The organism is Sulfurospirillum oryzae, from assembly GCF_025770725.1.
Classification (GTDB): Bacteria; Campylobacterota; Campylobacteria; order Campylobacterales; family Sulfurospirillaceae; genus Sulfurospirillum; species Sulfurospirillum oryzae.
On the sequence record NZ_JANZKZ010000001.1, the window covers coordinates 547,813 to 563,263 of the forward strand.

The following is a 15,451-nucleotide window of genomic DNA, read 5'->3' on the forward strand; positions in this document are numbered from 1 at the left end:
CAAAGGGGACTTAAGATAGCGTTAACACTCTTTTAACATTAAAGTGCCATAATATCACTATGATTTATTTATATTATAAGTAAATAAAGGAAATCTTATGTATTCACTCAGACGTTTTATCTCTTTAGAGATTCTCTTGGCATTTTTAATGATGAGCTATACGGGTATCATTCTTTTTCTTTCCCCTAAAGGCAGAGTCGCCAACTGGACAAATTGGGAGCTTTTAGGACTTGATAAAACACAATACACCAATTTACATGTAACCTTTATGGTGCTCTTTTTGGTTGGTATGCTTTTTCACATTTATCTTAACTGGCGTGCGCTCTTTATCTACCTAAGCAACAAAGCGAGAGAATTTTCACTCTTTACAAAAGAATTTATTTTGGCATTAGGCATTAACCTTCTTTTTCTCTTTGGAACACTTTATTACTGGACACCTTTTGATCAATTTTTAGACTTCCAATACGAGATAAAAGCTTCATGGGAGAAGAAAGTCGATAAAGCTCCTTATGGACATGCTGAACTCTCAACACTTGGGGAGTTTGCAGAGCGTACCAATAGTAACGTCTCTACCATCATTTCAAAACTTAATGCGTATAAACTTCAAGGTGTAACCCTTTCAAAAACCGTTGCGCAAATCGCTAAAGAAAATGGCAAATCTCCCGCTCAACTTTTTGACATCATTAACGCTAAAGCTCAAAACAATACCTTAAAAGAAGACGGTGGATACAGTAAATTAACCCTCAAAGAGGCGAGTATTCAACAGGCATTTGAGCTTGAGGAAGCATTACAAATTATCCATGAAAAAGGCTTTAATGCAACAGAGAATTCAACGATAAAAGAGAGTGCAGAAGCTTTACATGTAAAGCCTATTGAACTCTTAGAATTACTCAAAAAATCCCAATAAAGGAGTCAAGATGAAAAAAGCACTTATGCTTTTAGCAATGGTAAGCCTTGTAGGTTTAAATCTTTTCGCCGCAGATGCAACGCGTGGACCTGTTGCATTTGAAACGTACGATAAAAACAAAGATGGCGTTATTACTCAAGAGGAGTTTGATGCTGTAAAAGCGGAGCGTATGAGCGCAAAAGCAGAAGCAGGAATGCCAATGAGGAACGCTGCCAATTCACCTGATTTTACCTTTTTTGATACTAATAAAGATGGCAAAATCACAAAAGAAGAGTACCGAGATGGGCAACTCTCTCGCATGCGTTCTCGATAAATAAAGCCAAGAGGTTCTACCTCTTGGCGTGGTTTTTACTCATAATATCAATAATGACTTTATCGGTGATATACATTCCATCTTGAGAAAGTGCGCCAATATTTTTAAGAGTTTTTTCAATGTCATGCGCGATAATGCCATCGCCTCCTTGAAGAAATCTCCCAGCAGAAGCAAGCATATACGCATCAAATGCGGCGTATAGCGTAGTGGCTATCTTCATAGCACACGAAGACTTGGCACCATCACAAATGATGCCTGAAACATCTCCCAGCGTATTGCCAATAGAATGCGAAACCACTTCCAGACTTTCATCGTTCAAAAAGGCTAATGCTCCACTCACCGCTGCCGCAGAGCAAATGACGCCACAATAAGCCGAGAGTCTTCCCACGTTGCTTTTAATATGCACCGTTGCCAAATGCGAGAAGAAAAGGGCACGAAGAAGTTTTTCTTCGTTTACATGTAAAACATTCGCGTACTCGATTAGTGCTAAAGAGGAGGTCATTCCTTGATTGCCACTACCGCTGGTGGTCATCACAGGAAGAGCACATCCGCTCATCCTTGCATCACTACCTGCACTCGCAAAAGCAGCGGCACGGTTACGCACATCATTGCCGTAAAACCCTTTTTTGATGTTATCGCAGATGATCTTTCCGATGTTCACACCATAATGCCCTTCTAATCCCTCATGCGCGATGCGAGAGTTAAGCTCAATGACTTTGAGAAATAAGGGTCTTATTTTTGAGAGATCAATCGTTTGTGCTGTCTCATAAATGACGGCAATGCTAAGGACTTCACGGTCTTCAAAACTAGAGTTAAAATCAGCATCGTTACACGGACGATCTAAAATAAGTTCACCATCTTTTAGAATACGGGTAATGTTCGTGTGAGTATGTTTAATCTCAACACTCACCCAATGCGATTTACTAAACACTTTGATTTCCACATAAAGCTTTGCATCGCTCTCTACATGTAAAACTTCGATCACCTTGCGTTCCAAAAATACCTTGACATGCTGCATCTCATCGGCATCAATATCACTAATGACCATAAGATCTTTTTTGGAATCTCCTGCGATTAAACCCATTGCAACGGAGGTTTCAATACCCACCATTCCACCGCTATTAGGGACAACGACGCTTTTGACATTTTTGATCATATTACCTGAGATGCGCACTTCCACGCGCTCTATGGGCTCATCTAAAATCTCTCTGGCTTTTGCCGCTGTGTACGCAATAGCGATCGGCTCCGTGCATCCTTGAGCTGGGACAACCTCTTCAAATAAAATTGTTAATAATTTTTCTTCTACGCTCGCCACCAAAACTCCTAGCCTCGACTTGATATAAATATCCCCAGCACAATCAAGGCAAGACCAAGAATTTTATAAAGCGTCACACTCTCGCTAAACAAAAAGACCGATGAAATAAACACGACAACAAATGTAAGCCCCATAAACGGATACGCATAACTTAACTCAAACTTTGTCATCGCCGCCATCCAACACAAAGAGGCAACAAATGCGGAAATAAATCCACTCAAAATAAAAGGGTCTAAAAAAAGCTTCAATAAAAAAATCAATTTTTCTGCTGATGCATCAGGCAAATGACCATGAAACGGTATGCGCCACTTAATGACCAGCTGTCCGTACACCGTAAAGAAAATTGTTCCAAAAATGTATAAATGCGCCATTAACGTACACTCCACTTCATCAAAATCTCACAGACTGCATCAATCTCTTCAATCGTTAAACCATAATACATCGGCAAGCGAACAAGTCTTTCACTCTCTTTTGTCGTATAAATATCCTCGCCAAAGAAGTTTCCAAATTTGAGTCCCGCTGGCGCGCTATGAAGAGGAATATAGTGGAAAACAGCGCCAATATTTGCCTCTTTAAACTTCTCTAAAAGTGCTGTTCGCTCATCTAAATCTTTCACCTTGAAATAGAACATGTGCGCATTGTGAACACACCCTTCTGGAATATAAGGAAGCTCGATCAACCCTTTTTTCGCAAGGGGTTCAAGTCTTTCATAGTACGCTTTCCAACTTGACATACGGTGTGTTTGAATGGCATCGACCATCTCAAGTTCACCCCAAAGGTAAGCGGCTTGAAGTTCACTTGGAAGATAGCTACTTCCGATGTCCACCCAACTGTATTTATCCACCATGCCTCTAAAGAACTGGCTACGGTTTGTTCCTTTTTCACGAATAATCTCCGCGCGATGCGAAAAGCGTTCGTCATTAATCAGTAAAAGTCCACCTTCGCCGCCGCTGGTGACATTTTTGGTCTCATGGAAACTAAACGCACCTAAATGCCCTATGGTGCCTAGTGGTTTTCCTTTATAAGTACTCTCAAAACCCTGCGCGGCATCTTCAACCACAAATAGATTATGGCGTGTTGCAATATCCATGATCACATCCATATCGCATCCCACACCCGCATAATGCACAGGGACAATCGCCTTGGTCTTAGGGGTAATTGCTGCTTCAATCAAACGCTCATCAATGTTCATAGTCTCTGGCTTAACGTCCACAAAAACAATCTTTGCACCTCTTAGCGCAAATGCGTCAGCCGTACTTACAAAAGTGTAGCTAGGCATAATGACCTCATCAGCCTCTTTGATGTCTAAAAGTAAAGCTGCCATCTCAAGCGCATGCGTACATGAAGGTGTTAAAAGTGTCTTAGGACATTGATAGCGCTCTTCAAACCATTTTTGACAACGTTTACCAAATGGGCCATCCCCTGAAATTTTAAGGCTGCTCATCGCTTCTAATACATATTTTTCTTCATTTCCCGTTCGTGGGGGTTTATTAAAATGGATCATTATTGACTCTTAAATTAAGTTTTATAGAGTTATTAAAAACTCTTTACACGCGATCAAAGCAAAGCTTCTCACGCTACGCTAACGCTGAGTTCTCTTCGGCAGAGTGCCCGCGCACCTTTGGTGCTTTTATTTACCACCTGTACTTTTAAGATAATTTTTGGCATTTTCGCCTTCATTTAAGATCAGATCGATCACGCTTACACCATGCTCAAACGGAGGGAAAAGTTGGTGATACTCTTGATAACCACTGTAATCCATCCACTCAACCGCTATTCCCGCTTCTTTGAAGATGGACTCATCAAGATAATCACGCGCCGCTGGACCACTGAGGTACGTCGTAGCTCCCAAGTCTTGACAGAGTGCTAAAAGTCGCTCACTCTTACCATCAGCTAAGACAAATTCACGTGAGTCTCTAATAACCGTTTTGATCTCTAACATCGCGCAGATGGCATCAATAAAATGACGATTGATCTCGCTGATAGTTTCCATAGTAGCACTCATATATAGTGCTTCAAATTGCTCTTTATACGCTTTGAAATGAGGTGCTTTCGCATAATTTTGAGCAATACTTTTCCAATGGTTTACATTCCATTTTGGATCAGTAATTTTCGTCTCATTGATTTTTTGGTGCAAACTCTCTTGGCGCACAGGAATGCTGAGCCATTGAAGCCCATTTTGCGTTTTGATTTTATTGCGGTTACGCCAATCATTTTTGGTGTACTGCATATCATCATATAAAACAAACTCGTCCACACTGCCAATAATGTCAAAATACCCCTTCCATGGGATATAGTTTGATTGTAAAATTGCTATTTTTTTCATAAATTGATTGTCTCTTGAATAATATAAAGAGGTCGTCTCTTAACCTCATCAAAAATCTTGCCAATGTAAAGCCCTGTAATGCCGATAATCGCAAACAGTAGACCAAACATAAAGAACATGGATACCATCAAACTTGTCCAACCCTCAGCTGGCGTATGATAGAAAAAGTAACGAATAACAAGCCAACATGCATAGATAAGACTGGCTAATGCGATGAAAAAACCTAATTGAATAGAGAGTCTCAAAGGTTTATTCGAGTGCGAAACAATCGAATCAATGGCTAAACGGATCAATTTGGAGAGGTTGTATGAAGACTTTCCATACGCACGCGGGGCATGCTCGATTTCAATCTCAGCTTTTTTAAAACCAACCATTTGCGCAAACAGAAGAAAATCTCGGCTGTGTTCGCGGTAGCGATTAATCGTCTCAACCACTTTTTGAGCATAGATGCCAAAATTGGCAATACTATTATCATGTTTGGTCTCGGTAAAGTACTCCAGAACTCTATTAAACATTTGTGAGCCAAGTCGCTTGAAGAAACTATCTTGACGCTCTACGCGTTTACCAAAGACAATATCATAACCATCCAATGCTTTGTTGTAGAGCTTGATGATCTCTTCAGGTCTATCTTGAAGATCACAATCCATCACAACAACCCAATCACCCTTGGCATGATCAAGTCCTGCGGTAATGGCATAATGTTGACCAAAATTACGCGAAAGGTTTATCCCTTTAACACGTGCATCCTTGGCACACAACATCACTATACGCTCCCAAGAAGCTTGGGGACAGGCATCATTAACCAAAATGATTTCAAAATTATCTGTAATTTGGCTAAGTGTTTTAACCAAACGATCATACAGCTCAAAGAGACACTCTTTGCAGCCATATATAGGAGAAACGACACTAATCTTGACAGACTCCACGCGACACCTTTACATGTAAATTAGGGAGCCGTCATTATACGCTTTTTCTTCCTAGGTTCTGCTTTACTTTTTTTCACATAAAGCGGATTTTTTTCGAAAACAACAATGGTGTACTTACCAAACTCAAATTGCTCAATAGGGTCTGGCATGTTAAGGTTTTTAATGCCTACTTCAAGATCAGGAATGTCTTCATGCTCAACAAGAAAAAAGACTTTTCCATCGGTTGAATCTTTCTGATACCATCTATCGCTTGACAACCATTTGACAAGCGAAACACCTTTCTCATCAATTTCAATCGGGCGAATATCAACTTCACCATCACTAAAGACCGTATAAATATGCGAATCCCAGTAGGAAGCATAACCAAAATGTAGCCCTCTGCTTTTAAGCTCTTCGACTAAAGCAATTCGTTCATCAACTATACCACGCCACTCTTTTGGAGAGACATAATTCCACGATAATCCCATCGCCATTGTTAAACAAAACGCTAAAATAACTTTTGCCAAAGGCGTAAAGAAGCGCCACATGATGACATTACAAATGAGGATCATCATGACAAAAGGTGAGATGTAACGAATGTTGTTACGTGCTGCCCATGCGTGTTCATGCAAACTTGTGGTTGAATAAAGTATATAAATAACAGCAAACCCGACATAGGAAAAAAGTACAAAAAAGCGTTCAGTTGAGCTCATCTGATAAAAAGATTTTTTTACATGTAAGGCAGGAATAATTAAAACCAAAGGATACAGTGCTAGTTTCAAAAGCGACACAGCGCCCATTACAGAAGCCGCTCTTATCCCTTCATTCCACTCTGCTCCTATAAAATTAAGCAATCCTAAAAGTGCGTGTGCCGCATGAACAGGAAGAATTTCAAGCGAAACAAGGTTGGCGTTATTAGCACCTCCTGCTAGGTGTAAACTCTCCAAAAGATTGAAATGCGCCATTGCCGCAAGACCCATAACAAGACAAGCAAAAATAAAAATAACCACTTTTTTAACAGAGAAAAGTCGATACAAGACATGCTTAAATGTTTTGAGGCTATCCCGTGCAAAATAGATCGAAAGGGCAAGTGCTCCAAAAAACGGAACCACATAATAGACAAAAAAACGCACAGGGTTTGCAAGCACGAGCAAATAGAGCAACATCATAAAAAAGATAAAAGCCTTAATCTGGGTACTTTTGCTAATCACATGAGGGCTAAGTTTGCGAAAAATAAACATAAATGCGATCATAAAAAGAAAATACCACGTGTACGCGGCTTCGCCGAAAAGCTCTCTTAGATACATTGGCGAATAGCCAATACAAACAACCACGCCACCCATAATAGAGGAAGCGCGTGAGAGCATTAAAGAGCGCAAGAAGAAGTAGATAAAAACAATCATGAAAACACTGACTTCAAAAACCGTAAAAGCGTGCGCAAAATAACCATTTTTACCCGCAAGTACCCAAGGAATTACAAGCAGTTGCTTATAAAAAACCCATAGATCATTATTGACATACCACCAATGGCTAGGGAAAAAAGTACCCGCAACAATAATTTCTTCCGCTAAAATATTGGCAATAGCCGCATCGGAATTAAAAAAGGCACGGTAGGTCTTAAAAATATAAAAACTGATTTCATACAGCACAAAACTGAGCAGTAAAATTGCTCCTAAAAGTGGCAAATGTTTTTTCAATAAACGCTTGTAATACAATTTTTTTGTCATTCTTACTCTTGATTCGATAAAAATTCTACGGCTTTTTGATAGTAACGACTATGCTCTAAACCTTCATTTTTAAGCTCATTGATATAAAGTACTAAGCGCTCATCTATTTTAGCCACAATTTCATCCAAGTCGTCTGTTAATGTAATTAGCTCAATATCTTCAGGGCGAATCGTATGATGTTCAACCATCGTTGTCTTAATAAAATCAACAAGCTTCTCCCAATACTCTTTCCCGTACAAAAAAATACTAATTTTGGTAATTTTTCCTGTCTGCGTCAAGGTCAAAGCTTCAAAAAACTCATCGAGTGTTCCAAAACCGCCTGGGAAAATCACATAAGCCAAAGAGTATTTAACAAGCATGACTTTACGAACAAAAAAATAGTCAAAATTGAGATGCTTGGTGGTGTATTTATTGCCGGATTGCTCATGAGGAAGATTGATATTAAGCCCAATAGACTGACAATTCTTAGAATCAAATCCACCTCTGTTGGCGGCTTCCATAATGCCTTTCGAGCCGCCTGTAACAATTGAATAGCCTTTATTACCAAGCTTATTTGCAAGAGCATGCGCATCTTTGTAGTAACGATTATTGGCATGAAAACGAGCACTGCCAAAAAAAGTTACGGCGGGTCCTAAATCTTGAAGTTCGTCAAATCCTTTGACAAAATCTGACATAATGCGAAGAACACTCCATTCATTTGAGCGTTCTGTATCTTTAATATGTTTTCGCTGTTCCATTCAATCTACTATCGTAATTTTTCTAAACGTTCGCGTTTAGTGCCAATTTCACCTATTTGTACGCCAAAGTTACCATCTACAATGACCACCTCACCCATGGCAATCACTTTGTCGCCGACTAAAATTTCCAAAGGATCATTGGCTAATTGGTCAAGCTCTATAACAGAACCAATATCCATGCTTAACACATCTTTTAAAAGCATTTTTTTAGAGCCAATGCGGACGCGAATCGGAAGTCTGACATCTTTGATAAGTTCAATATTACTGAGCTCTTCTGGCGATAAATTGGTAACAACTTTTTTAGGTTCTTCAAAAACAAATTCTTGGGTTGGTGCCGATACAACAGGTGCTGGACCATCTTCGCCAATAAGAGGTGTTAGCTCATGTGTAATAGCAAAAGCAATCGTATCATGTGAATTGTGAACTGCTAGGTTATAGATAAAAAGCTTCTCAAACCCTTTAAAATCAATTGTGTTGTTTGCATCGATGTATTCGACATTATCAATATCAAACTCGAGCTTTGGCATATTTTTCTGACTACCAAGTGAACGCGAAAAAGAACTTAAAATATTAGAGATAATCTCTTTGGTCGCATCAAGATCTTCCGCGTCCATATCCTCTTTTTCATTGCCTTCTCCACCAAGCATCATGTCGCCAATAGCTGTTGCGATCGATGTTGCCATCGTCACACGCATTTTTCCGTGAAGCTCTCCGCCAACAGTAACATCAAGTTTTGCCAAAGGAGGACTGAGTTTGAGTTTACTCTCACCACTCTCTTCAGCGTTAAGTTCAACGGTAGGTGCAATGCCAGTTAAGCCCTCAATAGTAGAGACAACCTCTTGTTGTAATAATTGTACAAATGTATTCACACCTTACCCCTGTTGCGTTGTATCAAATGATGAAATTTTTGATTTTCGAATGTGTTCTAACTCTTCTAAAGCACTCTTAATTTCATCTTTATCAGTTCGAACTAAACTCTCTATTTTAATCGATTTACGGAAACGATGCAAGCCAATTTCAGCTAAAAAAAGCTCTTTTTTATCAATCATTACAATCGCTTTATCATCCGCTGGTCTATTAAGCCTGATAATATCACCTTTTTTAAGCTCTAACAAATCTCCAACACTAAGCTCGGCTTGACCAATAATGGCCTCATTGAAAACTTCTGCACGTGAAATAAGCGTATTAAGCTCTTTGTTACGGCTCTTTTTAGCACTGGTTTCACCCAGCATAATGTCACGATTGGCTAAACGTGACAGAATAGGCTCAAGGTAGATAACAGGATAACAAAGGTTAATCATACCACTGGAATTTCCAATGATAATTTCCATAACGACCATGATGACAATTTCATTCTGCGAAACGATCTGGACAACGTTTGGGCTGGATTCTTTTGTCTCAACAGTTGGGTACATATCTGTAATAGGTGCCCATCCTTCTTTAAGGCGCTGCATAATGATACGTAAAATGGCATCCAATAAATTTAACTCAATATCTGTAAGTTCTCTGGTTGCTTCATACGACTCACCAAGACCGCCAAGCAAACGATCGATCATCGGAAACGCAATGGAAGGGTTGATTTCGATAATACAGTTTCCATCCAGCGGTTTAATCGAGAAGACGTTAAAACTTGTTGGACTTGGGAGTGACATCAAAAATTCACCATACGTCATCTGGTCTACAGAATGAAGTTGAATCTCAACGATACTGCGCATAATTGAAGAGATCTGTGAAGCAAGATTTCTTGCCATCTTATCGTGAATACCTTTGACCGCACGTAGCTGCTCTTTGGAAACACGATTCGGTCGCTTAAAATCATAAAGGATAACTTGTCTGGTATCACTGCTTTCAGCTTCCGTCGAAAGGGTATCGCCCTCTTCTTCAACGACCTCTAAGAGCGCATCAATCTCTTCTTGACTTAGTATATCAGCCATGATGTATTCCCAACTGTTCTTTGATCTTTGCTAAAAGTTTCTTATGTATTTGCGAAATGCGTGATTCGCTAATATCTAAAATTTCACTAATTTCTTTAAGATTCAGCTCTTCAAAATAGTAAAGTTGAATAATCATCTGTTCACGTTCACCAAAGGTTGAAAGAATGCTCTGCACCATCTCTAAAAGTTCATCTTTTTCTACTTTTTGTGCCGTATCTTCGCCTGAGAGAATAGTGACTTGCTCATTTAATGACATGACTGAGACGATCATGGCACTATTTCTAGCTTCTGCTATTTTTTCAATATCTTCGCCGAGTACTTTTGCTAAATAAGCATCATCGGGCTCATTTCCATGCTCACCTAAATAGGCAGTAATTTCTTGATCGACCATTTTTATTAAACGGCGATTGGCTCTACTCATCGTATCTAATGAGCGTAAAAAATCCAGCATTGAACCATAGACACGCTTTTTACCATACCCCCAAAAGGAGTCATTTTGGTCTTTATCGTAACGCCTAGAGAGTTTAATCATCTCTTCTGTTCCAATAGAGATAAGATCGTTTACATCCACAGAAGCAGGAAGTCTTTCACGAAGGCGATATGCCATAGCTCGCACTGCAGGGAGATATTGCAAAACGAGTTCGTCTTGCTCTTTTTTGAGATTTTGGCTGTAAGGATTAGGCTGCTGCTTTTTTACTGTAGGATTCATTACTCTCCGTTGAGCCTTTCATTAACTTTTCATAATGTTGATTCATATTGTCAATGCTCGCCAAAAGACCATCCATCACTTTTTCCCTATTTTCAAGTTCTTGAATAAAGTAATCGCCAATATTTTCATGGTCTTTTTTGTCAAAGATAAAGGTGCTTAAACGATCAAAATCAAAGAAATTCATGACAGCCACATGGATGATGAGATAGAATACCAACGTTATTTCTAACGTGTAGAACAGTATCTCTTCTGGCTCTGAAAAATTGAGTATCGAAAACATCAATCCTATAAAAAAACCACAGATGGTGAAAAAATAGATGAAATTTTCTGATTTGACCATATAATGCCTTTACAAAATGTATCTAAAATTGCTCAATAATACGCTTAAAGAAGCTACCAAAACTCTTATTCGTATCCGTTTTAAGCACTTTTCGTTCCAATTTGTAGACTAAATTGTTGACGATGCGTTTCATGTCCAATGCTGCTAGAGAATTGGGAGCATCATTGGTAAATAAGGTACGTTGTTTAATACTCTTTGAAATCAATTTATCTTCGGGTAATTTACCAATCAAATTAAGTTTCAAACCATTACCGATGTTGGCCATAGCTACTTTATTGATTTTATCAAAAATAAGTTGCGCCTCTTTTTCACTTTTGGTCATATTTAAAATGACATGAATATTGGACTGTGTTTTACTGGTAATTTTAATCGTTGCGTACGCATCGGTAATCGCCGCAGGATCAGGAACCGTGACCACAATCACCTCATCGGCTGCTTCTAGAAAAAGCTGTATATGCCCGCCAATGCCAGCCCCTGTGTCAATAATCATAAAATCAAGATCATTAAGCACCTTGGTCTCTTCTAAAAAACGCTCAAATAAAAACTGCTCAGAGTACTTTAAAATTTCATCGCCGCTTTCGCCGGGAATGAGCAACAGATTTTTTTTAATCGGGACAATGACGTCCTTGAGTGAACACTCACCTTTGAGTACATGTAAAATATTTTTATCAATACGAACATTCAGAATGACATCAAGATTTGCCAAGCCAATATCTGCATCAAAGAGCCCAACTTTATAGCCATTGTTGGAGAGTACATTCGCCATATTGGCACTGACAGTACTTTTGCCAACACCACCTTTACCACTGGTAATAGCGATATACTTAGTATGACTATGCTCTTTTGCAGAAACTGCGCCGACTAGTTCTTGAAGTTTATTCGCCTGCGTTTCCATGTTCACCTCTTTTTTTCTCAAAGCCATCTAAAATGCATTCAACCAAAAAGTCACTCGATGCGGGGACAATGTCATCAGGAACCTCTTGCCCGATCGAAAAATAACTGACAGGCTTATCTATATCGTAAATCAAAGAAAATATCGTTCCAAAAACTTTCGTTTCATCAAATTTGGTAAAAATAAGGGTATCAATATCTAAAAAAGAGAAATTTTTATAGATCTCTTTGAGGTCCTCAAGTTTACTGCCCGCGGAGAGTACCAAATTGACATCGATTTGCAATTGTGAACTTTGCAAGAATTTATTGAGTTTAATCAGTTTATCTTTATCGTACTGTGAGCTTCCTACGGTATCGATGAGAATGACATCGCAATGGCTCAGTGATGAAAGTGCATTGTTAAAATCGTTGGGATCAACCACATCTTCAATCGGTAAGCGCATCATCTTAGCATACTGAAAGAGTTGTTCTACCGCTCCAATCCTGTAGGTATCAAGAGTAATAATGCCTACTTTGGCACGTTTTTCTTGAATGTACGAGTAGCGTGCCGCTAACTTTGCAATGGTTGTTGTTTTTCCAACACCCGTTGGACCTACAAACATGATGACGCGTTTTGATCCTTTAGGAAGCTCTGCTTCGACACGTACAGGGATGAGTTTACGAAGAAGCACTTGAAAATAACGCTTGATTGTCTCACTGTTATTTTTCATACGTACAGGCATGTGCTCTAAAGTGAGGTTCATAATGTTCTCTAAATGATCTTCACCCATACCACTAATCTTTGCCAATTTATAAATCTCTGAAAATTCAGAAGGAATCGCTAAGTTATTGCGGTGAGGTGCGCGCTCTTCCCAAAACATCTCTTGAATGAGTTTGATTTTATCGGCAAGTTTATTGATCTCGCATTTAATTTCGCCTATGCCTTCATTGTTTTGCGCTTTTTCAGCTTGTCTAGAAGCATTTGAGCTACCAATATCACCTGTTGCTTGTGCAATTTGCGAAATCTGCTTTGCAGCTTCAGAGAGGCTAAAGAGGACATCTTCGCCACTTTTGTATTTGTGCTCACTTCTTGGTTCTGGTTTTCTAGGTGCCACGGGCGGAGGGGTGGGTTGATCATCTTCAACAGCCACCACAACTTCGTACAATGCTGAAGTACTAATGGTTTTTTTGCGAATCTGTTTGGTGCTTATGACTAAAGCATTTTCGCCACACTCGTGTTGAGCCTGCTTGAGTGCTTCTGCTGGTGTTTCACCACTAAACGTATGAAATTTCACCTCTATCCTTTAAAACTTTTTAGCGTAAAGAGTGGAACGATAACCGATGCGCGTTCCTGCCATCTGGGATGTGGAACGATTAAGTTAGGTTGTTTAATCTTTTGATTATCGAAAAATATTATATCCAAATCTAGCGTTCTTGGTCCATTTTTAAAGAGTCTGACACGCCCAAAAAAATGTTCTACATGTAAAAGTACTTTTAAAAGTGCTTTCGCACTCAAAGAGGTTTGCACCACCATGATGGCATTGTAAAAATCAGGCTGATCTAAGTAGCCAAAAGGTGGATTTTTAAACACAGATGATGTCTCTTGAACATCAAAACGTGGGTCATTTAAAAACAGACGGTAAAGCTTTACAAAACGCTTCTTGACATCGCCTTGATTGCCTCCAAGGCCAATGACGGCACGGTGCGAAAAATGTGGTTTGGCTTTTTTACATGTAGGGAAAAAACGAATGCGTTCTAACTTCACCCCAAAACCTCAGCGCCGCTCTCACGCACGACAATCGTATCTTCAATGCGTACACCAAATTGCTCTGGCAGATAAATCCCCGGCTCTATGGTAAAAACCATATTTTCTTCAATAACGGTTTCGGAACGTGACCCGATGACGGGTAATTCATGAATGTCGAGCCCCACGCCATGCCCTGTGGAATGGACAAAGTAACTTCCAAACCCCGCTTTATCAATCACTTCACGTGCCGCTTTGTCAATCTCTTTGGCTTTAACACCGACTTTAACCGCTTTGATCGCGGCTTCTTGGGCTAACAACACTGTATCATAAACTTTCTGTTTAAGAGCCTCTTTGAAATGTTGCTCTTTTTCAAAATTAAAATGCTCATCGAAAAAACTAGTTCGTGTTCGATCTGAGCAGTAGCGCTGATACTTCACGCCTGCATCCAAAAGTACAAGCTCACCTTTTTGCAATGTTTTATGGGTTGGAAGGGCATGTGGTTTTGCCGCATTTTCACCTAGGGCTACAATGGGCGAGAAACTCAGCTCCAATGCGCCTCGGTATTTGAAAATAGACTCAGCCTCAAAATGCGCCATCATCTCATCTATGCCCAAACCATCATGTTTTAAAAATTCTCCAAAACGATGAAACGCATCCCTACCATAAAGTGCGGCTTTCTTGAGCAATTCAAGCTCTGCATCGCTTTTGATGATACGCTTTTGTTGTGAAAAATTAGGTTTTTTTTGAAAGTTAAGACTGAGCTTTTCACTCAGTCTTGCGTACGCTTCAACATTCCATTCTTCGGGATTATACATCAGTGATTTGATGCCGCTTTTACGGATTAAAAGACGCGCTGTTTTAAAAAGATCGCGTCTATCGCCCTCTAAAACAATTGCATTTTTAATAATTCCCGATGCCTCAGTCGTATAACGTGCATCGGTAATAAAAAATGCTTCACTTCCCAGCTTTAAAAAAACCGCATGATCGCATGAAAAGCCACATTCATGAAAGAGGGCATTTTCATCTTGAAGAATGTAATTCACGTTACGCTTGTGGTGCTTGTTGCTGTGCCGCTGCTTGAGCTTTACGAAGAGCGTCTAGCTCACCTAACATTTGCATCATTGAAATCATCGCAAGGTGGTAACCAAAAGGTCCAAAACCACTGATTTGACCTGTACAAACAGGCGCTGTCATGCTTTTTTGGCGGAACTCTTCACGTCTGTAAATATTGCTGATATGAACTTCAATCGCTGGCAAAGAAACCGCGCTAATCGCATCACGAATCGCAATAGATGTGTGCGTATACGCCGCTGGATTGATGATGATACCATCCGCGTCGCCAAGACACTCTTGAATACGATCAACAATTTCACCTTCTAAATTGGATTGAAAAAATTCGATTTCAAAACCATTTTGCTTTGCTACAGTCTCCATTTGAGAGTGAATCTCTTCAAGTTTCATACCGCCATAAATATTTTGCTCACGGTGACCGAGCATATTAAGATTTGGACCTTGGATTACGACAACTTTCATTGGTTACCTTTTGTTTAAAATTTACTCTTATTATATCAGGGGTAAGTTTAGGATACAATTACACGAATTTTTCGTTTGAAAAATGACT

At 39.5% G+C, this 15,451-nt stretch carries 18 protein-coding genes; 2 read left to right on the plus strand and 16 right to left on the minus strand.

The features are described from left to right. Positions 1-97 precede the first annotated feature (97 nt). On the plus strand, positions 98-907 hold the full coding sequence (locus tag N0B29_RS02665; RefSeq protein ID WP_263832140.1) for a DUF4405 domain-containing protein: 810 nt from the start codon (positions 98-100) through the stop codon (positions 905-907). Between the two features lie 10 nt (positions 908-917). Next, a complete protein-coding gene (locus N0B29_RS02670; protein ID WP_263832141.1) occupies positions 918-1,220 on the plus strand; it encodes an EF-hand domain-containing protein in 303 nt (100 codons plus the stop codon). Between the two features lie 16 nt (positions 1,221-1,236). Here N0B29_RS02670 and N0B29_RS02675 read toward each other — a convergent pair whose 3' ends face one another. From N0B29_RS02675 to aroQ, 16 genes are all read right to left on the minus strand, one after another. Continuing rightward, entirely contained in the window at positions 1,237-2,535 is a 1,299-nt protein-coding gene (locus N0B29_RS02675; protein ID WP_263832142.1) for an L-cysteine desulfidase family protein, read from the minus strand. A gap of 8 nt (positions 2,536-2,543) precedes the next feature. After that, complete coding sequence (locus N0B29_RS02680) at positions 2,544-2,906, minus strand: EamA family transporter (RefSeq protein WP_263832143.1); 363 nt, start codon at positions 2,904-2,906, stop codon at positions 2,544-2,546. Beyond that, complete coding sequence (rffA, locus tag N0B29_RS02685) at positions 2,906-4,039, minus strand: dTDP-4-amino-4,6-dideoxygalactose transaminase (RefSeq protein WP_263832144.1); 1,134 nt, start codon at positions 4,037-4,039, stop codon at positions 2,906-2,908. The genes N0B29_RS02680 and rffA overlap by 1 nt, the downstream gene beginning before the upstream one ends. Before the next feature lie 126 nt (positions 4,040-4,165). Then, positions 4,166-4,861, minus strand: a complete 696-nt coding sequence (locus N0B29_RS02690) for a WbqC family protein (protein WP_263832145.1) — start codon at positions 4,859-4,861, stop codon at positions 4,166-4,168. Then, positions 4,858-5,787 carry a glycosyltransferase family 2 protein gene (locus tag N0B29_RS02695; RefSeq protein WP_263832146.1) on the minus strand — a complete coding sequence of 310 codons (930 nt, stop codon included), beginning with the start codon at positions 5,785-5,787 and terminating at the stop codon, positions 4,858-4,860. The genes N0B29_RS02690 and N0B29_RS02695 overlap by 4 nt, the downstream gene beginning before the upstream one ends. A 20-nt stretch (positions 5,788-5,807) precedes the next feature. Then, on the minus strand, positions 5,808-7,493 hold the full coding sequence (locus tag N0B29_RS02700) for a hypothetical protein (protein ID WP_263832147.1): 1,686 nt from the start codon (positions 7,491-7,493) through the stop codon (positions 5,808-5,810). 2 nt (positions 7,494-7,495) lie between these two features. After that, positions 7,496-8,230, minus strand: coding sequence for an LOG family protein (locus tag N0B29_RS02705; protein WP_263832148.1), 735 nt, complete (start codon positions 8,228-8,230; stop codon positions 7,496-7,498). An 8-nt stretch (positions 8,231-8,238) separates the two neighbouring features. Further along, positions 8,239-9,099, minus strand: a complete 861-nt coding sequence (gene fliY / locus N0B29_RS02710) for a flagellar motor switch protein FliY (protein ID WP_263832149.1) — start codon at positions 9,097-9,099, stop codon at positions 8,239-8,241. Positions 9,100-9,102: 3 nt separating this feature from the next. Then, the gene (gene fliM, locus N0B29_RS02715; protein ID WP_263832150.1) at positions 9,103-10,164 is read right to left on the minus strand and encodes a flagellar motor switch protein FliM; all 1,062 of its coding nucleotides are present in this window, start codon (positions 10,162-10,164) and stop codon (positions 9,103-9,105) included. After that, positions 10,157-10,873: an RNA polymerase sigma factor FliA gene (locus N0B29_RS02720; RefSeq protein WP_263832151.1), complete on the minus strand. Its 717-nt coding sequence runs from the start codon at positions 10,871-10,873 to the stop codon at positions 10,157-10,159. The genes fliM and N0B29_RS02720 overlap by 8 nt, the downstream gene beginning before the upstream one ends. Beyond that, positions 10,842-11,213, minus strand: a complete 372-nt coding sequence (locus tag N0B29_RS02725) for a hypothetical protein (protein ID WP_263832152.1) — start codon at positions 11,211-11,213, stop codon at positions 10,842-10,844. Before N0B29_RS02725 ends, N0B29_RS02720 begins: the two co-directional genes overlap by 32 nt. 22 nt (positions 11,214-11,235) lie before the next feature. Continuing rightward, positions 11,236-12,108, minus strand: a complete 873-nt coding sequence (locus tag N0B29_RS02730) for a MinD/ParA family protein (protein WP_263832153.1) — start codon at positions 12,106-12,108, stop codon at positions 11,236-11,238. Beyond that, entirely contained in the window at positions 12,089-13,384 is a 1,296-nt protein-coding gene (flhF, locus tag N0B29_RS02735; protein WP_263832492.1) for a flagellar biosynthesis GTPase FlhF, read from the minus strand. The genes N0B29_RS02730 and flhF overlap by 20 nt, the downstream gene beginning before the upstream one ends. Beyond that, on the minus strand, positions 13,381-13,848 hold the full coding sequence (gene folK, locus N0B29_RS02740; protein WP_263832154.1) for a 2-amino-4-hydroxy-6-hydroxymethyldihydropteridine diphosphokinase: 468 nt from the start codon (positions 13,846-13,848) through the stop codon (positions 13,381-13,383). The genes flhF and folK overlap by 4 nt, the downstream gene beginning before the upstream one ends. After that, positions 13,845-14,873 (minus strand): M24 family metallopeptidase, encoded by a 1,029-nt coding sequence (locus N0B29_RS02745; RefSeq protein WP_263832155.1) that lies wholly within the window; start codon positions 14,871-14,873, stop codon positions 13,845-13,847. The genes folK and N0B29_RS02745 overlap by 4 nt, the downstream gene beginning before the upstream one ends. Position 14,874: 1 nt before the next feature. Further along, positions 14,875-15,363 carry a type II 3-dehydroquinate dehydratase gene (gene aroQ / locus N0B29_RS02750; RefSeq protein ID WP_263832156.1) on the minus strand — a complete coding sequence of 163 codons (489 nt, stop codon included), beginning with the start codon at positions 15,361-15,363 and terminating at the stop codon, positions 14,875-14,877. Between the last annotated feature and the right edge of the window lie 88 nt (positions 15,364-15,451).